We start from the raw sequence: 22,101 nt of genomic DNA, 5'->3' as shown, positions 1-22,101 counted from the left end.
TTCAGCCCTTCAGATCCGCGATCTCTTCGACGCTGATCGAGCGACGGTTACGGAACAGCACCACCAGGATGGCCAGACCGATGGCGGCCTCGGCGGCGGCCACGGTCAGGATGAAGAACACGAACACCTGGCCATCGATGTGATCGAGGAAGCGCGAGAAGGCCACGAAGTTCATGTTCACGGCCAGCAGCATCAACTCGATGCACATCAGCAGGATGAGCACGTTCTTCCGGTTCAGGAAGATGCCCGCCACGCTGATGCAGAACAGCGCCGCGCCCAGGGTCAGGAAATGAGCCAGTGTCAGCATGATCAGCCCTCCTCCCCTTCGGACGCCATCTTGATCAGGCGCACGCGCTCCTCGCGCTTGATGCGAACCTGCTGGCTCGGATCCTGGTGCTTGGTCTCGGGCCGGCGGCGATGGGTCAGTGCGATGGCCGCCACGATGGCCACCAGCAGCAGCACGGCTGCGATCTCGAAGGCGAACAGGTAGTTGGTGTAGAGCATCTCGCCCACCTCGCGCGTGTGGCTGTAGCCCTGCGGGCGAGGTTCGGGCATGAGCTGGTTCTCCAGACCGCGGGTCCAGATCACCATGAACATCTGAGCCGCCATGGCCAGGGCCACCAGCAGGCCCACCGGCAGGTAGCGAGCGAAGCCCTCCCTGACCGGATTGACGTTGACGTCGAGCATCATGACGACGAACAGGAACAGCACCATGACGGCGCCGACGTAGACCAGCACCAGCACGATGGACAGGAACTCGGCCTGGAGCAGCATCCAGATGCAGGCCGCCGAGAAGAACGACAGCACCAGGAACAGCACCGCATAGATCGGGTTGCCGACCGTCACGACACTGAGTGCCGATCCGATCAGCACCGCACCGAACAGGTAAAAGGCGATTTCAACGATGGGCATGCCTGACTCTCTTTACTCTTCAGCGGGACCGGGTCCGGTGCCGGAGCGATGCATCTGCCGCTCCGCGCGCCGGGGCGCTCGATTCCCTCGATTCAATTAGCGATACGCGGCGTCCTGCTGACGCGCGGCGGCAATCCGGTCCTCGTAGCGATCCCCGATGGCCAGCAGCTGCTGCTTGCTGACCACGTTCTCGCCGCGGTTCTCGAAGTGGTACTCACTGATGTCGGTCTCGACGATCGAGTCGACCGGGCAGCTTTCCTCGCAGAAGCCGCAGAAGATGCACTTGAACAGATCGATGTCGTAGCGCGTCGTGCGGCGGGTGCCGTCTTCGCGCTGGTGCGAATCGATGGTGATCGCCAGTGCCGGACAGACCGCTTCGCAGAGCTTGCAGGCGATGCAGCGCTCTTCGCCGTTCGGATAGCGGCGCAGGGCGTGCAGGCCGCGGAAGCGGGCCGACTTCGGCGTCTTCTCTTCCGGATAGTTCAGCGTCTCCTTCGGAGAGCGCCAGTAGCGGAAGGTCACGTTGAGGCCCTGGAACAGTTCCAGCAGCATCAGGGATTTGAGGTAACGGCTAACGGCTTGCATCAGATCAACTCCCGTACCAGCCCAGCACGCGGAACACGCCGGCGACCATGATCCAGACGATGGTGATCGGAATGAACACCTTCCAGCCCAGGCGCATGATCTGGTCGTAGCGGTAGCGCGGGAACGTGGCGCGGAACCACAGATAGAGGAAACAGAAGATCACGGTCTTGAGCAGGAACCAGTGCACGCCACCCTGCCCCAGAATCGTGTCACCGACCACCGGCAGACCCTGGAAGGGGCTGAGCCAGCCGCCCAGGAACAGGATCGAGGCCAGGGCCGAGATCAGGATCATGTTGGCGTATTCGGCCAGGAAGAACACGGCGAAGGCCGCGCCCGAGTATTCGACGTGGAAACCGGCCACGATCTCCGACTCGCCCTCGGCGACGTCGAAGGGGGCACGGTTGGTCTCGGCCACGCCGGACACGAAATAGATCACGAACAGGGGCAGCAGAGGCAACCAGAACCAGCTGAACAGACCGCCGGACTGGGCCATGACGATGCCCGAGAGGTTCAGGGTGCCCGACAGCACGATCACGCCGACCAGAGCGAAGCCCATGGCGATTTCATAGCTCACGGTCTGGGCGGCGGAACGCAGACCACCGAGCAGAGCGTACTTGGAGTTCGAGGCCCAGCCGCCGATCAGGATGCCGTAGACCCCCATCGAGGTCAGCGCCAGCACGAACAGCAGTCCCGCGTCGATGTCGGCCAGCACCAGCCAGTCATTGAAGGGCACGACGGCCCAGGCCGTCAGCGCCGGGGCCAGGGCCAGCACGGGCGCGAGCAGGAACAGGAACTTGTTCGCGTTCGTCGGAATGATCAGTTCCTTGAACAGCATCTTGAACACGTCGGCGAAGGGCTGCAGCAGGCCCAGCGGGCCAACCCGGTTCGGGCCGCGTCGCACCTGCATGTAGCCGATGACCTTGCGCTCGAAGTAGGTGAAGTAGGCCACGCCGATGGTGACCGGCAGGACGATGGCCATGATCTTGGCCACGGTCCACAGCAGCACGGTGAGTTGCTCGATCATTGCCCGGCCTCCACGGTGATCGGACCCATGCTCGGGCCCAGGGTGTTGGCGGCGCAGGTGGCCGCAGGCAGCCACACGGCGTTCGGCGCGATGCGCTCATCGGTGGTCCATTCCAGGCTCACCTCGGCCTCGCCCTGACGGACGCGAAGGCTCGGCGCCTCGCCCAGGCCCAGGCGCTCGGCCGTGGCCGGGTGAAGTCGAACGCGCAGATCGGAAACGTGCTCGCTGGCCTGCAGGGGCTTGGAGCGACGCACCAGGGAATCGGTCGAGTAGATCCCCACATCGCCGATGCGCCAGAGGGTCTCGTCGGTCGGCGCCTCGAGCTCGGCAGGCTCGGCGGCTGCGACCTCGATCGCCCCGGCCGCTTCGATGGCCTCGCGGACGGGCGCCAGGTCGACGAAATCGAAACCGTCGAGCTCCAGCATCTCGCCCAGACGACGCAGGATCTTCCAGCCCGGACGGGCCTGGCCCGGCGCCTTCAGGGCCGCGTCGAAGTTCTGGGTCAGGGAATCCAGATTGATGTAGCTGCCATCGGTTTCCGGAACCGGCGCCAGCGGCAGCAGCACGTCGGCCAGCTCGGCCAGCTGCGAATCGACGAAGGGCGTCACGGCAACCACGGAGCTGGCGGAAGAAAGTGCCTTGTGGGCCAGCGCCGGATCGGCCAGATCGAAGCCCGGCTCCACGTCCCAGAGCAGATAGCCCTGACGCGGACGCTCGAGCATGGCGCGCGCATCCAGACCCGCGCCCGACGGCACGGCGCCGACGCGCCAGGCGCCCTGGCTGTTGGCCGCACCCGGCAGCACGCAGAGCGCGCAATCGGCCGCCTGGGTGATGGCCTCCGCCAGGCGTCGCAGGGACGCGGCCTGGGGATGGCTGAGGGCACCGTTGCCGAGCAGCAGCACGCCGCGCTCGGCAGCGACCAGACGTTCGGCGATGGCGCGAGCGTCAGCGTCCAGCGCGTGCGCCTTGATCAGCGCGCCGAGGGCATCGCCCGGCAGGGCCTTGCCGGCCTTTTCGAACACGGCCGCGGCGACCCGCGCCAGCGCGGCCACCATGGCCTGCGGCGGCACGATCAGGCGCTCGCTCAGATCGAAATGGCAGTCGTAGTGGGCCGGATTGAGGTCCATGACCTTCGCCCCGTGCTTGCGCCAGGCGGTGCGCACGCGGTGGCCGAGGATCGGCTGGTCATGGCGGATGTTGCTGCCGACCAGGAAGATCGCATCGCGATCGCTCAGCTCACGGCTGGCGATGTCCATGTGCGCGCGGCCCGCCTGCGGATGGCTGAAGTCGTTCAGGCGCAGGCGATGATCGATGTTGTCGCTGCCCAGCGCTCGGACGAGCTTCTGGACGAGGAAATGCTCCTCGGTGGTGGCGCGCGGTGAAATCAGTGCGCCGAGTTCAGCGGCGCCGTGCGTGTCCACCGTGCCCTTCAGCGCCCGCTGGGCGGCGGCCAGGGCCTCGTCCCAGCTCGCTTCCTGCCAGCGACCGTCGACCTTGATGCGCGGCGTGGTCAGACGATCCTCGGCCTCGAGGCCGAAGTGACTGTAGCGATCGCGATCGGCCAGCCAGCACTCGTTGACCGCCTCGTTGTCGCGCGGCACGGAGCGCATGATCTTCTTGCCGCGCACGTGATAGAAAAGGTTCGAACCCAGGCAGTCATGGCCGGCCACGGAGGCGCGTGCGCGCATCTCCCAGGGCCGTGCCGAGAAGCGGAAGGGCTTGTTGGTCAGGGCGCCGACGGGACAGAGATCGATGATGTTGCCCGACAGCTCGGAATTGATGTTGCGCTCGACGAAGGTCGAGATCTCGGTCTTCTCGCCACGCCCGATGCCGCCGAGCTCGGCGGTGCCGGCGATCTCTTCGAGGAAACGGACGCAGCGCGTGCAGTGGATGCAGCGCGTCATGTCCGTGGCCACCAGGGGCCCCAGATTCTTGTCCTTGACCACGCGCTTGCGCTCGGTAAAGCGCGAGACCGAGCGGCCGTAGCCCATCGCCAGGTCCTGCAGCTCGCACTCCCCGCCCTGATCGCAGATCGGACAGTCGAGGGGGTGGTTGATCAACAGGAATTCCATCACCCCGCGCTGGGCATCGACGGCGCGGCGCGACTCGGTGAAGACCTTCATGCCTTCGGCCACCGGCGTGGCGCAGGCCGGCAGGGGCTTGGGCGCCTTTTCGACGTCGACCAGGCACATGCGGCAGTTGGCAGCGATCGAGAGCTTGGAGTGGTAGCAGAAGCGCGGGATGTCGATGCCGAGGCGGTCACTGGCCTCGATGATCATCGAACCCTTGGGCGCCTGCACTTCCCGGCCATCGATCTCCAGGGTCACCAGCTCGGTTTGGGGTTTCTCAACAGTAGCCATATCAATCCGATTTCTCGCTCGCGCGGACGCGAGCCATGATGTCGATCACGAGAGACACCAGCACGACGAACACCAGGCCGATGAACGGCCGGTGGTCACGCTCCAGGCTGACCGGTCGGCTCGAGACCCGAACGGGCGTCTCGGGCCGGTCTGGCCGGGTCATCATCAGCATCAGGCCGCCGCTCCCAGCTTCTCGGCCACGATCGAACGCCCGTGCTCGACGAAGTATTCGAACTCGTGGCGGAAGTGGCGAAGGAAGCCCTGCACCGGCCAGGCGGCGGCTTCACCGAAGGCACAGATCGTGTGCCCTTCGATCTGACCGGCGGCCGAAGCCAGCAGGTCGATATCTTCCGGGCGACCCTTGCCGGCAGCGATGCGCTGCAGCACGCGGTACATCCAGCCCGTGCCTTCACGGCAGGGCGTGCACTGACCGCAGGACTCGGCGTAGTAGAACCGGGCGATGCGCGCGCAGGCCGAAACCATGCAGGTCGTTTCGTCCATCACGATCACCGCGCCTGAACCGAGGCCGGAACCGGCCTTCTGCAGAGCGTCGTAGTCCATGGTGATGTCCATCATCACATCGGCCGGCAGCACCGGCATGGACGAGCCGCCCGGAATCACGCCCTTCAGTGCATTGCCATTGCGCATGCCGCCGGCCATTTCCAGCAGCTCGGCAAAGGGCGTGCCCAGGGGAATCTCGAAGTTGCCCGGCCTGGCCACGTGGCCCGAGACCGAAAACACCTTCGGCCCGCCGTTGTTCGGCTTGCCGATCTCGAGGAACCAGTCGGCGCCGTTGCGCATGATCGCGGGCACGGAGGCCAGGGTTTCCGTGTTGTTGATCGTGGTCGGCTTGCCGTAGATGCCGAAGTTGGCCGGGAACGGCGGCTTGAAGCGCGGCTGGCCCTTCTTGCCTTCCAACGACTCCATCAGGGCGGTTTCTTCGCCGCAGATGTAGGCGCCGGCGCCGAGCACGTTGTAGATGTCGATGTCGATGCCCGAGCCCATCACGTTCTTGCCCAGCAGGCCGGCTTCATAGGCCTCGGCCAGCGCCGCTTCGATGCGCTCGAAGGGCTCGTGGTGGAACTCACCACGCAGATAGTTGTAGGCCACGGTCGCGCCCATGCTGTAGGCGCCGATGGCCATGCCTTCGAGGACCGCATGCGGGTTGAATCGCAGGATGTCGCGATCGTGACAGGTTCCGGGCTCGGACTCGTCGGAGTTGCACAGCAGGTACTTCTGCCCCGGGGCCGACCGCGGCATGAAGGACCACTTCAGACCGGTCGGAAAGCCGGCGCCGCCGCGACCGCGCAGGGCCGACTTCTTGACCGTCTCGATGATCTCTTCCTGCGGCGTCTTCTCGCGCACGATCTTCTCCCAGGCCTGCCAGCCGCCGTGCTTGCGGTAGGCATCGAGGGACCAGCAGCGGTCCTCGTCGAGGTGGGTGAAGACGACCTTGTTGTCAGCCATGGATGAAATCTCCTTCGCGATCGGGCGCGCTCAGTCCAGCGCGTCCAGAATTTCGTCGATCTTTTCCGGCGTCAGATTCTCGTGATAGTGACCATCGACGATCATCATCGGCGCACCGACACAGGCGGCCACGCATTCTTCCTCGATCTTCAGGAAGATGCGGCCGTCCTCGGTGGTTTCGCCCATCTTGATACCGAGCTTGTTCTCCACGTGCTCGACCACCTTGTCGGCACCGCAGAGCATGCAGGAGATGTTGGTGCAGATCGACACGGAATGGCGGCCGACCGGCCTGGTCTCGAGCATGGAATAGAAACTGGCGACTTCGTAGACCCAGACCGGCGGCAGGTTCAGGTAGTCGGCCACGCCATCCATCAGATCCGGGGTCAGGTAGCCCTGGTTCTGGACCTGGGCGGCGTACAGCGACTGGATGATCGCCGAGCGGCGGCCTTCGAGGCCTTCGGGGAACTTGGTCAGCCAGTGGTCGATGGTCTTGCGGGTGGCTTCGCTCAGCAGCTCGGCCTTGCCATCGACGACGCGATCGGGTGCCTGGATACTCATCGGTCGATCTCTCCGAATACGATGTCCTGCGTGGCGATCAGCGCGGCGATGTCGGCGAGCATGTGGCCCTGGGCCATCTCGTGCATCGCCGCCAGATGGGCAAAGCCGGGCGCGCGCAGGTGGACGCGGAAGGGCTTGTTGGCACCGTCGGAGACCAGGTAGCAGCCGAACTCGCCCTTGGGCGCCTCGACGGCCGCGTAGGTTTCGCCTTCCGGCACGCAATAGCCTTCGGTAAACAGTTTGAAGTGATGGATGAGCGCTTCCATGTCATCCTTCATCTCGGCGCGGCTGGGCGGCGAGACCTTGTAGTTCTTCAGCATGACCGGGCCGCTGTTCTCGCGCAGCCAGGCGATGCACTGCTGAATGATTCGAGCCGACTGGCGCATCTCTTCCACGCGCACCAGGTAGCGGTCGTAGCAGTCGCCGTTGACGCCGATCGGGATATCGAAATCCATCTCGCGGTACTTGGCGTAGGGCTGCTTCTTGCGCAGGTCCCAGGCCACGCCCGAGCCACGCAGCATCGGACCCGAAAAGCCCATCTGCAGCGCACGCTCGGCGGACACCGCACCGATGCCGACGGTGCGCTGCTTCCAGATGCGGTTGTCGGTCAGCAGTGTCTCGTAATCGTCGACGCGGTCGAAGAAGTCCTCGCAGAAGGCCTCGAGGAAGTCGAGCAGGGAGCCACCGCGCCAGCGGTTCATACGCTCGAGATCCTTGCCCTTGCGCCAGCGCGTCTCGGCCACCTTCGGCATGTGCTCGGGCAGATCACGGTAGACGCCGCCGGGGCGGTAGTAGGTGGCGTGCATGCGCGCACCCGAAACCGCCTCGTAGCAGTCCATCAGGTTCTCGCGCTCGCGGAAGGCGTAGAGGAAGACGGTCATCGCGCCCAGGTCGAGGGCGTTGGAACCGATCCACATCAGGTGGTTCAGGATGCGGGTGACTTCGTCGAACATCGTGCGGATGTACTGGGCACGCTCCGGCGCCTCGATGCCGAGCAGCTGCTCGATGGCACGGACGTAGGCGTGCTCGTTGCACATCATCGACACGTAGTCCAGACGATCCATGTAGCCGATCGACTGATTGTAGGGCTTGGACTCGGCCAGCTTCTCGGTCGCGCGATGCAGCAGACCGACGTGCGGATCGGCGCGCTCGACGGTCTCGCCGTTGAGCTCGAGAATCAGGCGAAGCACGCCGTGCGCCGCGGGGTGCTGCGGCCCGAAGTTCATCGTGAAATTGCGAATCTCGCTCATCAGGCGTCCCGTCCTTCCAGCTTCTCGTCGACGTAGCGGCTGTCGCGGCGCACCACGCGCGGCACCAGCACGCGCGGCTCGATCTCGACCGGCTCGTAGACCACCCGACCCTTGTCTTCGTCGTAGCGCACGGTGACGTTACCGATCAGCGGGAAGTCCTTGCGGAACGGATGGCCGATGAAGCCGTAATCGGTGAGGATGCGGCGCAGGTCCGGGTGGCCTTCGAAGACGATGCCGTAGAGGTCGAAGGCCTCGCGCTCGTACCAGTTGGCCGAGTTCCAGACCTCGATCAGCGAGGCCACCACCGGCAGCTCATCGTCCGGCGCGAAGCAGCGCAGACGCAGGCGACGGTTGTGCTTCTGCGACAGCAGGTGGACGACGACGGCGAAGCGATTGGGAATCTCGCCGGCTTCCGGACGCTCGTCCCAGGAAAAACGTCCCGGGCCCAGGGCGTCGACGCCGCGGGAAAAGCCCGTACCGGTCGCCTCGGCCGTTTCCCACTCGTCATCGCCGAAGCCGAGGTAGTCCATGCCGCAGAGATCGATCATCTGCTCGAAGCAGAGCTCGGGCTCGTCGCGCAGCTGGAAGGCCACGTCCAGCCAGTGCTCGGCCCTGATGATGGCGGTCAGCTGGCCACGGTGTTCGTGGAGCTCGGCCACCTTGTCGCCAAGCACGTCGTTCAGGGCCTGGACCAGGCCGGCGTTCTTCTCGCTGAAGGCAGTCATGAGCGTGCGATGGTGTTGGTGCGGCGAATCTTCTTCTGCAGCTGCAGAATGCCGTAGACCAGGGCTTCGGCCGTGGGCGGACAGCCCGGCACGTAGATGTCGACCGGGACGATGCGATCGCAGCCGCGGGTCACCGCGTAGGAATAGTGGTAGTAGCCGCCGCCGTTCGCGCAGGAGCCCATGGAAATGACCCACTTCGGATCGGGCATCTGGTCGTAGACCTTGCGCAGGGCCGGGGCCATCTTGTTGCACAGGGTGCCGGCGACGATCATCACGTCGGACTGGCGCGGGCTGGGGCGGAAGATCACGCCGAAGCGGTCGATGTCGTAGCGCGAGGCGGCCGAATGCATCATTTCCACGGCGCAGCAGGCCAGACCGAAGGTCATCGGCCACATGGACCCGGTCCGAGCCCAGTTGATCAGGGCATCGGCGCTGGTGGTGACGAAGCCCTTTTCCAGCAGCGGGTTCTCGCCCTCCGGGCGCAGGATGTCGTCAACCTCGCCTTCGACCAGCGGGTTGTGCATTACATTGCTTATTCCCATTCCAGCGCGCCCTTCTTCCATTCGTAAATGAAACCGATGACCAGGATGAGCAGGAAGACGCCCATGGCGATCAGCCCGGTGACGCCAATCTGATCCAGCACGACCGCCCAGGGGAAGAGGAAGGCGATCTCGAGATCGAAGATGATGAACAGGATGGCGACGAGATAGAAGCGCACGTCGAACTTCATGCGCGAGTCCTCGAAGGCCTCGAAGCCGCACTCGTAGGGCGAGAGTTTCTCGCTCGATGGATTGCGGGGCCCCAGGATGCCACCGGCCAGCAGCAGGACCAGGCCCATGCCGGCCGCGACGGCCAGGAAGATCAGTACCGGGAAGTATTCAGCCAGCATCTCTCGTCAACTCTCCTCGCTGCGAGCCGGCCTGGGCCTTGCGCCCGGCGGACTGCTCGTGTCCGCGCTGGAGCCGACCGACTCGCTTTATCGATTCTGGTGCCGAAGGCCGGACTCGAACCGGCACGGCTTTCGCCACTGCCCCCTCAAGACAGCGTGTCTACCAATTCCACCACTTCGGCAAGTCTAAAAACGTACATGAGAGCAGCGGGTGCGCCACTCAGGATTGCGGCGGCTCTTCGGCCTCGACGGGCTCGGACGTCTCGTCCTGAACCGCCGGGGCCTCAGCCTGGGCAGCCGCATCGACGGCCGCCTCGGTTGCCACTGCTTCGTCACCCTCGATCGGCAGGGTGAGGAATTCATCGTCGGCGCCGGCCGGCTCCGCATCCGCGGGCTGCGCCGTCACCGTTCCGGCCACGCCGAGATCGTCGGTCGGCACCACCGGGGTGATGGACCGGGCCGCGATCACCGCCATGCTCAGGCTGATGGCGAAGAAGGCGATGCCGAGCCACGTGGTCGTCCGACTCAGGAAGCTGGCCGACCCGCGCGAACCGAACACGGTGCCGGATGCGCCTGCACCGAAGGCCGCGCCCATGGTCGCACCGGGACCCCGCTGCACCAGCACGATGGCGATCAGTGCTGCCGCCAGAACCACGTGAAAAACGATCAGAATTGTGTAAAGCATGACCTTTAAACCAATGTATTACGCCTTCAGGCCGCCTTGTAGATGGCCATGAAGGAATCCGCAGTCAGCGACGCCCCACCGATCAGGCCGCCGTCGATATCCTCGCGGTCAAACAGATCCGAGGCATTGTCTGGCTTGACGCTGCCACCGTAAAGGATCTGAAGCCGGCCGGCTATTGTAGCATCCTCTGAAGCGATCTGCGCTCTAATCAATGCATGAACTGCCTGCGCTTGCTCCGGCGTCGCGGTCTGGCCGGTACCGATGGCCCAGACCGGCTCGTAGGCCACCACGGCGCGGGCAAAGGCGGCGATGCCGGCCGCTTCGATCACGGCTCCAACCTGGCGCCGAACCACGGCTTCGGTCTGCCCCGCTTCGCGTTCCTCGAGGGTTTCGCCCACACAGAGGATGGGCTGCAGGCCCGCGGCCTGGGCCGCCTGGAACTTGGCGGCCACCAGCGCATCGTCTTCGCCATGCAGGCTGCGACGCTCGGAATGCCCGACCAGCACGTGGCTGCAGCCCCACTCGGCGAGCATTTCGCCGGACACCTCGCCGGTGAACGCGCCGCTGGCCTGGCGGCTGAGGTCCTGACCACCGAGCAAGACCGGCGTGTTTTCGGTCATGGAGCCAACCAGGGGAAGATAGGGGAACGGGGGAATCAGCAGCACCTCGGCCGAGCGACCCTGATCGAGCTGCCCGAGCACGCCCGAGACGAGCTCTCGAACCATCGGCTTGGAGCCGTTCATCTTCCAGTTTCCGGCAATCAGGCGCTTGCGCATCTCGAAATTCCACCCTTGGGTTTACGAATGGGCGCAAAGGATACGAGCGGGCCGCAGCCGGCGCAAGCGCTATCGCGGCGTCTTCACTCCATGATGGCAGGCCCGGTCGCAGAATCCAGCCATCGACATGCAACAACGATCCTTGGAGGCATCGGATGCTGAATACATTCATGAAGACCTTGATCGGCGCCTTCGCCCTGGCGCTGGTCGCGCCGGTCGCAGCCACCGAACACGAAGCCTCGGCCACGGCCGAACACTACAAGATCGACACGCGCGGCGCGCACGCCTTCGTGCAGTTCCGCATCCCCCACCTCGGCTTCTCCTGGCTGTACGGTCGCTTCAACGACTTCGAGGGTGCGTTCACCTTCGATCCCGCCGAGCCGCGGAACTCCAGCGTCGAGGTCACCATCCGCACGGCGAGCATCGACTCGAATCACGAGCGGCGCGACAACCACCTGCGCGGCGAAGACTTCCTCGACACCGACACACACCCGGAAGCGCATTTCCGCTCGACCTCCTTCGAGCCCACCGCTGACGGTGCTTTCCTGATGCGCGGCGAGCTCACCCTGCTCGGCCGGACGCGAGCCATCGAGATCGAAGTCGAACAGGTCGGCGCCGGCGAAGACCCCTGGGGCGGCTATCGCCGAGGCTTCCACGGCCGCACGTCCTTCTCCCTGAGCGACTTCGGTATCGACTACGACCTCGGGCCGGAGTCCCGGGTGGTCGAAATCCTGCTCGACGTCGAAGGCATCCGCCAGGACTGATCGGGCCGGTCGCTCACGCCCGGATCAGCGGGCGACCAGGCCACCGTCGACGGCCAGCGCCTGGCCCGTCACGAAGCCGGAGCGCGGCGAACACAGCCAGGCCACCGCTTCGGCGACTTCCTCGGCGGTGCCCATTCGGTTCATCGGATGCAGGGCGGCGAACTGGCGTTCCGCCGCCGGGTCCTCGCGTGTGATGCGATCGATCATCTCGGTCTTGATCGCGCCAGGACAGACGGCGTTGACCCGCACGGGTGATTCCGCATACTCCAGGGCCGCCGCCCGCGTCAGCTGAATCACCCCGCCCTTGGAGGCGCAATAGGCGGGCAGCCCGGCGAAGCCGACCAGGCCGGCCACGCTGGCCATGTTGACGATGGCACCGCCCCCCTCCTGCGCGGCCATGATTCCAAGCTGAGCCTTCATGCAAAGGAAGACGCCGCGCAGATTCACACCGATCACCCGATCGAAGTTGTCCAGGCTGCACTCGGCCGTGGGCGCCTGCTCACCTTCGATACCGGCATTGTTGCAGGCCGCATCGAGACGACCGAAGCGCTGCATGATCCGCTCGTGCAGGGCCTCCACGGCGCCCGGGTCGGACACATCGGCCGTCATGAAGACCGCCTCGGCACCCGTTTCCTTCAAGGCTCGAGCCGCCTGTTCTCCACGCTGGGCATCCCGATCGGAAAGCACGACCCGACATCCCTCCCGGGCGAAGACTTCCGCGATCGCCCGACCGATCCCGGTGGCGGCGCCGGTGACCAGCGCGACACTGTCCATGGCAAACATGAGCGTCTCCTTGGCTTTTATGGGAGTGAGGACAGATGGTAGCGCCGATTCCTGCAGCATCGCAGCAGCGCGGGGCTCCGACCACCGCTCCGGATCGCCTCCGCTGCGTGATCGCCCAGGCCCCTGTGGATTCGATACCGCCCCGGCTTCACTTGAAAGGGGCGTGAGATCGTTTCAGTTGCCCAGCAGTCTGAACACCCAGGCGAGCAACAGCAGCATGGCGGGCATGATCACCCAGGCGGCTCGCCGGGCCTTGCGCCGGCGCTCGCGCGCGGCGGCCAGCGCTCGCTCCCTGTAGGGCTCGGGCAGGGTCCGGTCGCAGTGCTCGCAGTCGGATTCCTCGGCCAGGGTCAGTCGGTGGCAGAAGGGGCAGTCAAGGCGCAGCCGAAGGTCGATCGGCGGTGGCAGGTACATTGGCTGGCGCTGTCCCGGGGCAGGCTCAGGGCACGTTCTCGAAGCGGTCCCGGAACACCGTTTCGGCTTCGAGCTGATTGAAATTGCCGAAGAAGCGCAACACCAGGCTCGTCGAGTTGATCGTCAGGGTCTCGCAAGGCTGACCGTAGGTCGGATCCACGGTGCCGGGCTGGGTATTGACCCACCCAGGCTGCTGAGACTCGCAGACGGTGTATTCCTGGCCCGAGACGAGACCCGGGAAGCTCACGCGAATGCCCAGATCGCCGTTCGCGTTCTGGTTCTCGACGCTGGTCGTGCCCTGGGCCACCAGGCCACCCTCGCTGTCGTAGATCCGGAATTCCCAGCCGACCAGCGCATTACCGGAAGGCGCTTCACCGACACCGGTGTTGATCTCGTTGTTGATGCCGTTCTGATCGAGGTCGTTGTACTTGATCAATCTGAGAATGTAGGTGTCACCAGCGTGGGCCAGGGAGCTGCCCAGCAACAGCAGGGTCAGCGCCAGCAGGACGCCAGGGCGTGCACCGGCCCGGCGAAGGATGCGGGTTCTATCGATCATGAACATCGAGACTCCTGGTGGCTGGATGGACGGACCCAGTGCTCCCCACTTCAGGCACCCGACCCAAGGGCACGGGACCCTACCCAAGCGACCCGCGGATGTCAATTGCGGGCGGGCGCTTCGCTTCGAGACAGGACGCGGACGACTCCTGCCCGCTGGACTGCCTGGGCCGAAGAACCGCCCTCCTCAGCTCTGGCCGGCCACGGTCATTCGGTCGATCAGCAGGGCGCCGGTGCGGAGGTTGTGGCGGGTGTCGATATCGTCCCCGACGCCGACGATGCCGGCCAGCATGGCCTTCAGATTGCCCGCGATGGTGATCTCCTCGACGGGCCAGGCGATCCGACCGTTCTCGATCCAGAAGCCCGCCGCCCCGCGCGAGTAATCTCCGTTGACCAGATTGACGCCCTGGCCCATGACTTCGGTGACCAGCAGGCCGGTCCCGACCCGTTCGATCAGAGCATCGACGGGCTGGCGGTCGGCCTCCACGACGAGGTTGCGCACGCCACCGGCATTGGCGGTCGTCTCCAGCCCCAATCGACGTGCCGAGTAGGCGCTGAGCACGTAGCGCTCGAGCACGCCTTGGTTCACCAGGGCGCGCTCGCGAGTGGCCACGCCATCGGCATCGAAGGCCGACGAGCCGGAGCCGCCGGGCAGACGGGGATGCTCGACCAGGCTGATGCCCGCCGGCAGGATCGCCTGCCCCGCCGCATCCAGCAGGAAACTGGACCGGCGATAGAGATTGCCCCCGGAGACCGCGCTGACCAGATGCCCGATCAGACCGCGCGCCACTTCGCGGGCAAAGAGCACGGGCACCGGGCCCGTCGGCACGCGCCTGGCTCCCAGTCGCCGAAGGGTGCGCTCGGCCGCGGCCAGGCCCGTCTGCTCGGGGGCCGCGAGCGCGTCGAAACGACGGGCACTGTCCCAGTCGTAGTCACGCTGCATGCCCTGCTCGTCGGCGGCGATCAGCACGCAGCTCTGGGAGTGGCGAGTGGAGCGTGAACTGCCCAGGAAACCGTGCGTGTTCGCATAGACCGACAGGCTGGCTTCGCTGGACACGCTGGCACCCTCGGAATTGCTGATGCGCGAATCGGCTTCGCGGCCCGCCTGCTCCATCAACTTCGCACGCTCGGCCAGCTGGTCGAGCTCGAGATCGTTCGGGTGCCAGAGATCCAGGTCCGGAAACTCGCGCGCCATCAGCTCGGCCGGGGCCAGGCCGGCGGCTCGGTCACGCTGGGTCTGACGGGCGATGGCCAGGGCGCGCTCGACGCATTGATCGATCACCTCGGGCCTCAGGTCACCGGTCGAGGCCGTGCCGCTGCACTGGCCGATGTAGGCGGTCACGCGCAGGCCGCGGTCACGGGCCTCTTCGAGGAGCTCGATCTCTCCGAGACGGACACCGGCTTCCCGGCTCAGGCTGGAGGACACGCTGACCTCGGCCTGTTCGGCGCCACCGGCGCGGGCCTGATCGAGGGCGCGCTGGGCGATGCCGACCAGCAGTTCGTTCTCGCGTTCGGGGTTGGCCAGCAGTTCGGCCGAGCTACCGTTGCTCATCGCGCCCATCACTGGGTTCCTCCGACGGTCAGTCCATCGATGCGCAAGGTCGGCTGGCCGACGCCCACGGGCACGCTCTGCCCTTCCTTGCCGCAGACGCCGACGCCGGAGTCCAGGGCCAGGTCATTGCCGACCATGCCGACCCGGGTGAGCACATCCGGTCCGTTGCCGATCAGGGTCGCACCCTTGATGGCCGGGCCGATCTTGCCGTTCTTGACTCGATAGGCCTCGGAGGCGGCGAACACGAACTTGCCCGACGTGATGTCGACCTGTCCGCCGTTGAAATTGACCGCGTAGATGCCGTCCTCGACCGAGGCGAGAATCTCTTCCGGGTCGTGCTTGCCGGGCAGCATGTAGGTGTTGGTCATGCGCGGCATGGGCAGATGAGCGAAAGACTCGCGGCGACCGTTGCCAGTCGGCTTCACGCCCATCAGGCGGGCATTGAGTTTGTCCTGCATGTAGCCGACCAGGCGCCCGTTCTCGATCAGGGTGGTGCAGCCGGCCGGCGTCCCCTCATCGTCGATGGCCAGGGAGCCACGCCGATCGGCCAGGGTGCCGTCGTCGACGATCGTGCACTCCGGGCTGGCCACCTGCTCGCCGATGCGATTGCTGAAGGCCGAGATGCCCTTGCGGTTGAAATCACCTTCGAGGCCATGACCGATCGCCTCGTGCAGCAGCACGCCGGGCCAGCCGGGCCCCAGGACCACGGTCAGATGTCCGGCCGGAGCGTCCGTTGCGCCCAGATTGACTTCCGCCTGGCGCACGGCCTCGCGCGCCTGCGCCTGCCAGAATTCGGGATCCTGCAGTCGAGCCAGGGAATAGCGCCCGCCGCCGCCGGCAAAACCCTGTTCCCTTCGATCCCCCTCTTCCATCAGCACCCGGATGTCCAGGCGCACCAGGGGGCGAACATCGCCGGCGAAGGTGCCATCGCTGGCGGCCACCAGGATGGCTTCATGACTGGCCGAAAGATTGACGCTGACCTGACTCACCCGTGGATCGAGGGACCGAACATAGGCATCGATCGTGCGCAGCAACTCGACGCGATCGGCCGATTGCCCTTCGGCGGTGGGGTCACTGCGTCGATAGCGTTCGGGCGTGACGATGGCGGGGGCCAGCTGGATTCGCCCGTCGCCGGCCTGACGGCCGATGGCACGCGCGCTGTCGGCGGCATCGAGGAGAGCCGGCAGGGTGATCGCGTCGGCGTAGGCAAAGCCGGTGCCGGCGCCGGCGATGGCACGCACGCCCACGCCCTGGTCGACGTCCCAGTTACCGCTCTTGACCGAGCCGTCCTCGAGCGACCAGCCCTCGCGCACGCGGCGCTGGAAGTAGAGCTCGCCGAAATCCACCGCGCCACCGGCCAGACGGGAAATCGCCCGCTCGATGTCGGACTGATCCAGTCCAGTGGGTTCCAGCAATTGCGCGCGTGCCAGTTCGAACATGAGTCAGGCTTCCAGGATTGAGCAGTGGATGTTGAAGTCGAATATTCGGGCGCCGGGCCGGCGATTCAATCGAAGGGGTTCAGTCGGGCGGGGGTGGCCCGATGACCGTTTCCTCCCCGGCCTCGTCGGTGACCCGTGCCTCGACCAGTTCGATCAGGGGCTCGTGCCAGGGCCCGGTCACCGTGTAGCGGGCCTCGGCGATGCCACGCAGCGGACGATCGAGAATCGACTGCAGCACCAGACCGGCGGCGGCCCCGACCGGGCCGCCGGCGAGCACGCCGATCACCGGCAGGGTGCCGCCGATGCCGGGCTCGACGCGAACCTGCTGATCGTAGCGGCGGGCCGCCATGTCCGTGTCACCGCTGATGGTGATCCGGGCCGCCGGTGAGTAGACGACCAGGGCGTCCGTTCGGGCGAAGCCGGCCGCGAGATCGAAGCGGCCCTCGATCTGATCGAATTTCAGTCCGCTGCCGAAGACATCGCGGAAATCGAGGGTCAGGCGACGTGGCAGGGCCGTCAGACTGCCCAGGCCCAGCAGACGACCCGCGCCCGGCCGGGCCTCGGGAATCGTGCCATCGGCGATCTGCAGATCCAGCACACCGCTCAGACGACCAAGCTCGAAATCCAGCGGCGCCCCCGGCCAGCGCAGATCGACTTCGAGCTGGGTGCGCTCGGCGTTCAGTGCGGCCTGGTAGCCGGCGGATTCGAGCAGCCCTTCGACTTCGTCAGTCGTCAGACGACCGATGAACTGCGATTCGGCGCGCCCGTCGCGCATCACCCAGCGCCCGTTGCCGTTGAGCCTCAGATCCGGGCCGGAGACGTCGATCAGTTCCACCTCGACGCCCTCGGCCGACGGATGGGATTCCAGGCGAGCGCGACCCAGGTTGAGGTTGCCCCAGCGCAGGTCTTCGATCAGCACATGCAGGGGCGGAAGGCCGATCGGGTTGACGCTGGAGGTCTGGGACGATAGCGGCTGGCTGGCCAGATCGGCCGATTCGGGCACGGGTTCGACCGGATCGAGGGATAGACGCTGCAGGTCCGCCACGACCACGCGGCCGGAATCGAGGGGAACGGGCACGATCAGCTCGCCGGCCAGGTCGGGGCCTTCCAGCCAGGCGTGCCAGGACGAGGCTTCGCGCTCCAGCGACAGATCGACGCTCTCGATCAGTGCTCCGCCGAATTCCAGGGTGCCGATCTGCAGGTCGAACTCGGCATCGAGGTCCTGGGCGATCTCGGCATCGAGCGCGTCGACGGCCGGTCGCATCAGGCGCTGCCAGGCCACGGGGTTGAGGTGATCCAGCTGGCCCTGCAGGCTCAGACCATGCTCGGGCAACGCGGGCCAGCCCGGCACCTGATTGGCCACCGTACCCACCCGAAGCCCGGCCCGCCAGCTTGCACCGCGACGCTCGGCCAGGCCCAGCAGCCAATCGGCCACGCGCAGGCGCAGGGACTGCTCCTCGTCGTCGACGCGCAGCGTGGCCGAGCTCGGCCAGGCCAGCTCTCGCGGCTTGGCCAGCGGCTCGGGCAGATTGATCGACAGCCCGCTCAGATCGCTCTCGATTTCGATCCCGAGGCCTCCGTAGTCATGGGGCGAGACCTCGACCTCGACATCCGTTCGCCCACTGATTCGATCGGCCAGGGTGCCGGCTTCGGCCAGCACGCGGATCGGATTCAAGTGGCCGCTGAGCTGCAGCCAGGCCGGTTCGGCGAAGGACGCCACCAGGTCCAGCCGGGCGGGCGACGACTCGCCGGGCCCGGGCGCCAGCTCGAGCGTCGCCGGCCCCAGGGCACGACGATCGAACCCCACCGTCCCGCTCAAGCCCTCGAATTCCAGGCCGGCATCGGGAAGGCGCAGCCTGGCCTCCCGCAGGCGCGCCTCACCCTCCAGCCACCAGTCCTCCATGCGTCGGAAGGGCAGGCGCATGCGGGTGTCGATTTCGACCGGGCCGCTCCATTGCATCGGCGCCAGGGAGCGCTGCCAGACCTCGAAGGGAAGCTCGCCGAGCAGGCCCGCCACGTCCTCGCCCGGGCGTTCCCCGGAACGAATCTCCAGCGCCAGCTCCGGTTCGGTCAGATCGCCCAGGTTCAGGTCCGCGGAGTCCAGCGCCAGCGCCCCCAGGCGACCGCGTTCGATGCGACCGGCCATCGAACGGCCGACGAAGCTGGCCTGCCCGGCCAGGCGGCTGGCCCGGGGCCAGTCCGGCCAGTAATCGATCGAGACGCCCTGGAATTCGACCTCGCATTCGAAGTGCCCGAGGCGGATCTGCCGCGCGCGGGTGCCGGCCTGCATATGCAACACCACCTCTCCACTGGCCTGTTCCACCCATTCCATCGAGCGATTCAACCAGGCGTCGGCCTTGGGGGGGATGTAGCGAAGCGGCAGAAAGCGCCGCGGATCCAGGGGCCCGACCCGATCGGCCTGGATGTAGAGGTCGACGAAGGGCTTGCGCTGGTTGAAGATCAGCCAGCCATGGGTCGCGCCGGCGAGAAAGGCCGTTTCCAGCGCCACGTCCTGCAGCTCGACCGCCAGCGGAGACAACAGGGCCCGACCGGCCACGCGCTCGATCTCGATCGGCTCGCGAAACATCGAGGCCCAGACCACCCGCGGCTGGCCGTGTGGAGTGAGGACGGGCCGATCTCCGTCCAGGCCGAGCTCGAGGCTCAGACCGGACACGCTCGGGAAGCGTGGCTCGATGCGCCAGTCCAGATCCTCGAGGCGGCCTTCCAGGGCCTGCAGGCCCCGATCGAAGCGCCAGCCTGCCTGGAGGCCTTCGACTCGGCCGGACACCCGCTCGGGCCAGGCCCGGCGTTCGGACAACCAGGGACTGAGCAGGCGGTGCACCGGTGCCAGATCCAGCCAATCGACGGCGAGCGCCCAATCCTCATCGTGGCGAGCCATGGCCAGGCCACGGGCCACGGGCGTCGGCGACTCGACGCCGAGATCGAGGCGGACCAGTTCGACGGTGCTGACCCGATTCTCCCGGCCGGCGACCAGTTCGACCACCAGGGGCGGCGCACCGGCTTCGAATCCGTCCAGCGAGAGATCGGCGTCCAGGCGCCCGCCCTGCTCGTCCGTCCAGTCCGCCCAGGCCTCCATCGACAGGCGCGTGCTTTCGGGTAGCCAGGGGGCAGCCAGCCATTGCCGGACCAGCAGATCCTGACCGTTCAACCAGGCGCGCCCGCGCTGCCAGCGGCCGTTGGCCCGGCTCATCAGCAGCGAAACCTCCAACGCATTGCCCTCGGCCTGCCCCGGCACCAGTCGACCCCGCACCAGGGTGTCGGGGCCGCGCCGGCGCACATCACCCTCGGTCAGACGAGCCGAGACCTCGAGCCCGTTGCGGGCACGAATGCTCAAGCGGGCATCGCGGACCGCCAGATCACCGAAGGGCATGCGATCGTCCCCACGCTCCTCACCGCCGAGACGCGCACCGCCTTCGAGCCGCAGTCCCCAGCGGCCCTCGACATCTTCCTCCAGCACCAGGTCCAGGCCGAGGATGATCAATTCGAGCAGATTGCGCTCCGAATCGAGCAGGTTGGGCAGATGCAGTTCGAGGCGAGCCTGGTCCACATGAAGCAGCGGATCGGCCCCATCACCGACGATCACCTGGTGGAGCGTCAGCTTCGGGGTCAGGCGTGGCCACTGGGCCTCCACGCGCCCGATGCTGACCGGCTCGCCGAGGCGCTCGCTCATGACCTGGACAAGCCAGGGGCGAAGTTCATCCGCGTAGGGGATCAGGGCTCGCCCGATGCCAACCAGCACGGCCGTGGCAATGATGATGACGGCCAGGATGGTGAGCATCCAGGCGCGGAGCTGAGCGAGCCAGCGCCGCAACCTCGACGGTTGAGCGGCACTTCGAGTCAAAGCAGAACGACGTCGAACTGTTCCTGACCGTACTGCTCTTCGGGCTGGAACTGGATCGAGGTCCCCAGCTGTTCGGTCAACTCGGCGATGGATCGATGATGATCCTCGAGGATTCGATGCACCACGGTGGGTGTGGCCATGACCCGGAGCTGACCGGTCTCGAACTGGCGCACGGCACGCAGGATCTCACGGAAGATCTCGGCGCAGACCGTCTCGACGCTCTTGACCCGACCACGACCGTCGCAGGCCTTGCAGGGCTCGCAGAGTCGATGTTCGAGGCTCTCGGTGGTGCGCTTTCGAGTCATCTCGACGAGACCGAGCGGCGAAATCTCGGACACGGTGCTGCGAGCGTGGTCGCGAGCCAGGGCCCGCTGCAGGGTCCGCAGGACCTGACGCTTGTGTTCGGGGTCGTTCATGTCGATGAAGTCGATGATGATGATGCCGCCCAGATTGCGAAGCCTGAGCTGCCGTGCGATGGCCTGTGCCGCTTCCAGATTGGTCTTGTAGATGGTTTCTTCAAGGTTGCGGAAGCCCACATAGGCACCGGTGTTCACATCGACCGTGGTCATCGCCTCGGTCTGATCGATGGCCAGATGGCCGCCGGACTTCAACGGTGCCACCCGGCTCAGGGCTCGCGAGATCTCGTCTTCGACGCCGTAGAGATCGAACAGGGGGCCGTCGGCCCGATAGTGCTCGATCCGATCCGACCACTCGGGGAAGAACTCCTTGGCGAAGCGCACGGCGCGCTCCTGGGTCGCCTGGTCGTCGATCCGGACCTTGTCGATGCCGGCATGCATGTGGTCGCGCAGCGATCGATACGGCAGGGACAGATCTTCGTAGATGCACTGCCCCGGCTTGGCCGAGCCGACCGAAGCCTCGATGCGGGCCCAGAGGCGACGCAGGTAATCGATGTCCTTGGCCAGCGCTTCTTCACCCACGCCTTCGGCATTGGTCCGCAGAATGAATCCGGCCTTGACCTGTTCACCGATCAGGCTCCGGAGCAGGTCCTTCAGACGCTGCCGCTCCTCGTCGGTCTCGATCCGGACCGACACGCCGATGTTGGCGACCTCGGGCAACAGGACCAGATAGCGCGACGGAATGCTCAGCTGCGTGGTCAGCCGTGCACCCTTGCTGCCGAGCGGATCCTTGATGACCTGCACCAGCAGCTGCTGTCCCTGATGGACCAGTTCGGAAATCGCCGGCGGCTGGACCGGCTCGCCTTCCTCGTTGAGTTCGGGCTGGCGCGGCAGGATGTCGTTGGCGTGCAGGAAGGCGGTTCGGTCGAGGCCGATATTGACGAAGGCGGCCTGCATGCCCGGCAGCACACGCTCGACGCGTCCCATGTAGATGTTGCCGACGTAGCTGGCGTCATCGTCGCGTTCCAGATAGAGCTCCTGCAACAGCCCGTTCTCGACCACGGCGACGCGGGTCTCGGTCAGGGTCACATTGATCAGGATCTCGTCACTCACGCTTTAGTGTCTCCAGCCGTCCGGCAAGGGCG

General features: G+C 66.2%; 22 protein-coding genes and 1 tRNA gene. 1 reads left to right on the top strand and 22 read right to left on the bottom strand.

Annotated elements, in window-relative coordinates; genetic code table 11:
• Position 1: 1 nt before the first annotated feature.
• The 15 genes from nuoK to tpiA all read right to left on the bottom strand — a co-directional run bounded on the left by nuoK (position 2) and on the right by tpiA (position 11,231).
• A complete protein-coding gene (nuoK, locus tag WM2015_RS03060; protein ID WP_049724661.1) occupies positions 2 to 307 on the bottom strand; it encodes an NADH-quinone oxidoreductase subunit NuoK in 306 nt (101 codons plus the stop codon).
• Between the two features lie 2 nt (positions 308 to 309).
• Positions 310 to 912 (bottom strand): NADH-quinone oxidoreductase subunit J, encoded by a 603-nt coding sequence (locus WM2015_RS03055; RefSeq protein WP_049724660.1) that lies wholly within the window; start codon positions 910 to 912, stop codon positions 310 to 312.
• 96 nt (positions 913 to 1,008) lie between these two features.
• The gene (nuoI, locus tag WM2015_RS03050; RefSeq protein ID WP_049724659.1) at positions 1,009 to 1,497 is read right to left on the bottom strand and encodes an NADH-quinone oxidoreductase subunit NuoI; all 489 of its coding nucleotides are present in this window, start codon (positions 1,495 to 1,497) and stop codon (positions 1,009 to 1,011) included.
• Between the two features lie 4 nt (positions 1,498 to 1,501).
• Positions 1,502 to 2,521 carry an NADH-quinone oxidoreductase subunit NuoH gene (nuoH, locus tag WM2015_RS03045; protein WP_049724658.1) on the bottom strand — a complete coding sequence of 340 codons (1,020 nt, stop codon included), beginning with the start codon at positions 2,519 to 2,521 and terminating at the stop codon, positions 1,502 to 1,504.
• Positions 2,518 to 4,881, bottom strand: a complete 2,364-nt coding sequence (nuoG, locus tag WM2015_RS03040; RefSeq protein WP_049724657.1) for an NADH-quinone oxidoreductase subunit NuoG — start codon at positions 4,879 to 4,881, stop codon at positions 2,518 to 2,520. Before nuoG ends, nuoH begins: the two co-directional genes overlap by 4 nt.
• A 1-nt stretch (position 4,882) precedes the next feature.
• Positions 4,883 to 5,053 carry a hypothetical protein gene (locus WM2015_RS15720; RefSeq protein WP_156200774.1) on the bottom strand — a complete coding sequence of 57 codons (171 nt, stop codon included), beginning with the start codon at positions 5,051 to 5,053 and terminating at the stop codon, positions 4,883 to 4,885.
• Positions 5,053 to 6,348, bottom strand: a complete 1,296-nt coding sequence (gene nuoF, locus WM2015_RS03035) for an NADH-quinone oxidoreductase subunit NuoF (RefSeq protein ID WP_049724656.1) — start codon at positions 6,346 to 6,348, stop codon at positions 5,053 to 5,055. The genes WM2015_RS15720 and nuoF overlap by 1 nt, the downstream gene beginning before the upstream one ends.
• 30 nt (positions 6,349 to 6,378) lie before the next feature.
• Positions 6,379 to 6,906 (bottom strand): NADH-quinone oxidoreductase subunit NuoE family protein, encoded by a 528-nt coding sequence (locus tag WM2015_RS03030; protein ID WP_049724655.1) that lies wholly within the window; start codon positions 6,904 to 6,906, stop codon positions 6,379 to 6,381.
• Positions 6,903 to 8,156 (bottom strand): NADH-quinone oxidoreductase subunit D, encoded by a 1,254-nt coding sequence (locus tag WM2015_RS03025; RefSeq protein ID WP_049724654.1) that lies wholly within the window; start codon positions 8,154 to 8,156, stop codon positions 6,903 to 6,905. The genes WM2015_RS03030 and WM2015_RS03025 overlap by 4 nt, the downstream gene beginning before the upstream one ends.
• Positions 8,156 to 8,881 carry an NADH-quinone oxidoreductase subunit C gene (locus tag WM2015_RS03020; protein WP_049724653.1) on the bottom strand — a complete coding sequence of 242 codons (726 nt, stop codon included), beginning with the start codon at positions 8,879 to 8,881 and terminating at the stop codon, positions 8,156 to 8,158. Before WM2015_RS03020 ends, WM2015_RS03025 begins: the two co-directional genes overlap by 1 nt.
• Positions 8,878 to 9,405 carry a NuoB/complex I 20 kDa subunit family protein gene (locus WM2015_RS03015; protein ID WP_375782512.1) on the bottom strand — a complete coding sequence of 176 codons (528 nt, stop codon included), beginning with the start codon at positions 9,403 to 9,405 and terminating at the stop codon, positions 8,878 to 8,880. Before WM2015_RS03015 ends, WM2015_RS03020 begins: the two co-directional genes overlap by 4 nt.
• Before the next feature lie 8 nt (positions 9,406 to 9,413).
• Positions 9,414 to 9,770 (bottom strand): NADH-quinone oxidoreductase subunit A, encoded by a 357-nt coding sequence (locus tag WM2015_RS03010; RefSeq protein WP_049724651.1) that lies wholly within the window; start codon positions 9,768 to 9,770, stop codon positions 9,414 to 9,416.
• Positions 9,771 to 9,867: 97 nt separating this feature from the next.
• Positions 9,868 to 9,952 (bottom strand) — tRNA-Leu (locus tag WM2015_RS03005).
• A gap of 38 nt (positions 9,953 to 9,990) precedes the next feature.
• Positions 9,991 to 10,455: a preprotein translocase subunit SecG gene (secG, locus tag WM2015_RS03000; RefSeq protein WP_049724650.1), complete on the bottom strand. Its 465-nt coding sequence runs from the start codon at positions 10,453 to 10,455 to the stop codon at positions 9,991 to 9,993.
• A 26-nt stretch (positions 10,456 to 10,481) separates the two neighbouring features.
• Positions 10,482 to 11,231 (bottom strand): triose-phosphate isomerase, encoded by a 750-nt coding sequence (tpiA, locus tag WM2015_RS02995; RefSeq protein WP_049724649.1) that lies wholly within the window; start codon positions 11,229 to 11,231, stop codon positions 10,482 to 10,484.
• Positions 11,232 to 11,401: 170 nt separating this feature from the next.
• Here tpiA and WM2015_RS02990 point away from each other — a divergent pair, with 170 nt between their 5' ends.
• On the top strand, positions 11,402 to 11,995 hold the full coding sequence (locus tag WM2015_RS02990; RefSeq protein WP_082169835.1) for a YceI family protein: 594 nt from the start codon (positions 11,402 to 11,404) through the stop codon (positions 11,993 to 11,995).
• A 24-nt stretch (positions 11,996 to 12,019) separates the two neighbouring features.
• Here the strand turns inward: WM2015_RS02990 and WM2015_RS02985 are convergent, their stop codons facing one another.
• The 7 genes from WM2015_RS02985 to rng all read right to left on the bottom strand — a co-directional run bounded on the left by WM2015_RS02985 (position 12,020) and on the right by rng (position 22,069).
• Positions 12,020 to 12,778: a glucose 1-dehydrogenase gene (locus WM2015_RS02985; RefSeq protein ID WP_082169380.1), complete on the bottom strand. Its 759-nt coding sequence runs from the start codon at positions 12,776 to 12,778 to the stop codon at positions 12,020 to 12,022.
• A gap of 174 nt (positions 12,779 to 12,952) precedes the next feature.
• A complete protein-coding gene (locus WM2015_RS02980; RefSeq protein WP_049724648.1) occupies positions 12,953 to 13,192 on the bottom strand; it encodes a hypothetical protein in 240 nt (79 codons plus the stop codon).
• Positions 13,193 to 13,217: 25 nt separating this feature from the next.
• Entirely contained in the window at positions 13,218 to 13,748 is a 531-nt protein-coding gene (locus tag WM2015_RS02975; protein WP_156200772.1) for a hypothetical protein, read from the bottom strand.
• A gap of 186 nt (positions 13,749 to 13,934) precedes the next feature.
• Positions 13,935 to 15,299 (bottom strand): metalloprotease PmbA, encoded by a 1,365-nt coding sequence (gene pmbA, locus WM2015_RS02970; RefSeq protein ID WP_082169832.1) that lies wholly within the window; start codon positions 15,297 to 15,299, stop codon positions 13,935 to 13,937.
• 8 nt (positions 15,300 to 15,307) lie between these two features.
• Positions 15,308 to 16,738 carry a metalloprotease TldD gene (gene tldD / locus WM2015_RS02965; protein WP_049724646.1) on the bottom strand — a complete coding sequence of 477 codons (1,431 nt, stop codon included), beginning with the start codon at positions 16,736 to 16,738 and terminating at the stop codon, positions 15,308 to 15,310.
• A gap of 79 nt (positions 16,739 to 16,817) precedes the next feature.
• Positions 16,818 to 20,570 (bottom strand): YhdP family protein, encoded by a 3,753-nt coding sequence (locus WM2015_RS02960; RefSeq protein ID WP_049724645.1) that lies wholly within the window; start codon positions 20,568 to 20,570, stop codon positions 16,818 to 16,820.
• Between the two features lie 26 nt (positions 20,571 to 20,596).
• Positions 20,597 to 22,069, bottom strand: a complete 1,473-nt coding sequence (gene rng / locus WM2015_RS02955) for a ribonuclease G (RefSeq protein WP_049724644.1) — start codon at positions 22,067 to 22,069, stop codon at positions 20,597 to 20,599.
• Positions 22,070 to 22,101 lie beyond the last annotated feature (32 nt).

The sequence above is a fragment of the Wenzhouxiangella marina genome (assembly GCF_001187785.1).
Taxonomy (GTDB): Bacteria; Pseudomonadota; Gammaproteobacteria; order Xanthomonadales; family Wenzhouxiangellaceae; genus Wenzhouxiangella; species Wenzhouxiangella marina.
Note: the sequence above shows the minus strand (reverse complement) of the source record. Positions and strands in the feature narration are given on the sequence as shown.

Coding starts and splice junctions, on each gene's coding strand:
- WM2015_RS03015 (WP_375782512.1), bottom strand. CDS start 9,405: ATGCACAACCCGCTGGTCGAAGGCGAGGTTGACGACATCCTGCGCCCG.
- nuoK (WP_049724661.1), bottom strand. CDS start 307: ATGCTGACACTGGCTCATTTCCTGACCCTGGGCGCGGCGCTGTTCTGC.
- nuoH (WP_049724658.1), bottom strand. CDS start 2,521: ATGATCGAGCAACTCACCGTGCTGCTGTGGACCGTGGCCAAGATCATG.
- WM2015_RS02980 (WP_049724648.1), bottom strand. CDS start 13,192: ATGTACCTGCCACCGCCGATCGACCTTCGGCTGCGCCTTGACTGCCCC.
- WM2015_RS03055 (WP_049724660.1), bottom strand. CDS start 912: ATGCCCATCGTTGAAATCGCCTTTTACCTGTTCGGTGCGGTGCTGATC.
- WM2015_RS03020 (WP_049724653.1), bottom strand. CDS start 8,881: ATGACTGCCTTCAGCGAGAAGAACGCCGGCCTGGTCCAGGCCCTGAAC.
- WM2015_RS03025 (WP_049724654.1), bottom strand. CDS start 8,156: ATGAGCGAGATTCGCAATTTCACGATGAACTTCGGGCCGCAGCACCCC.
- pmbA (WP_082169832.1), bottom strand. CDS start 15,299: ATGAGCAACGGTAGCTCGGCCGAACTGCTGGCCAACCCCGAACGCGAG.
- nuoI (WP_049724659.1), bottom strand. CDS start 1,497: ATGCAAGCCGTTAGCCGTTACCTCAAATCCCTGATGCTGCTGGAACTG.
- nuoF (WP_049724656.1), bottom strand. CDS start 6,348: ATGGCTGACAACAAGGTCGTCTTCACCCACCTCGACGAGGACCGCTGC.
- nuoG (WP_049724657.1), bottom strand. CDS start 4,881: ATGGCTACTGTTGAGAAACCCCAAACCGAGCTGGTGACCCTGGAGATC.
- tldD (WP_049724646.1), bottom strand. CDS start 16,738: ATGTTCGAACTGGCACGCGCGCAATTGCTGGAACCCACTGGACTGGAT.
- WM2015_RS02990 (WP_082169835.1), top strand. CDS start 11,402: ATGAAGACCTTGATCGGCGCCTTCGCCCTGGCGCTGGTCGCGCCGGTC.
- WM2015_RS15720 (WP_156200774.1), bottom strand. CDS start 5,053: ATGCTGATGATGACCCGGCCAGACCGGCCCGAGACGCCCGTTCGGGTC.
- tpiA (WP_049724649.1), bottom strand. CDS start 11,231: ATGCGCAAGCGCCTGATTGCCGGAAACTGGAAGATGAACGGCTCCAAG.
- secG (WP_049724650.1), bottom strand. CDS start 10,455: ATGCTTTACACAATTCTGATCGTTTTTCACGTGGTTCTGGCGGCAGCA.
- WM2015_RS03010 (WP_049724651.1), bottom strand. CDS start 9,770: ATGCTGGCTGAATACTTCCCGGTACTGATCTTCCTGGCCGTCGCGGCC.
- WM2015_RS03030 (WP_049724655.1), bottom strand. CDS start 6,906: ATGAGTATCCAGGCACCCGATCGCGTCGTCGATGGCAAGGCCGAGCTG.
- WM2015_RS02975 (WP_156200772.1), bottom strand. CDS start 13,748: ATGATCGATAGAACCCGCATCCTTCGCCGGGCCGGTGCACGCCCTGGC.
- WM2015_RS02985 (WP_082169380.1), bottom strand. CDS start 12,778: ATGTTTGCCATGGACAGTGTCGCGCTGGTCACCGGCGCCGCCACCGGG.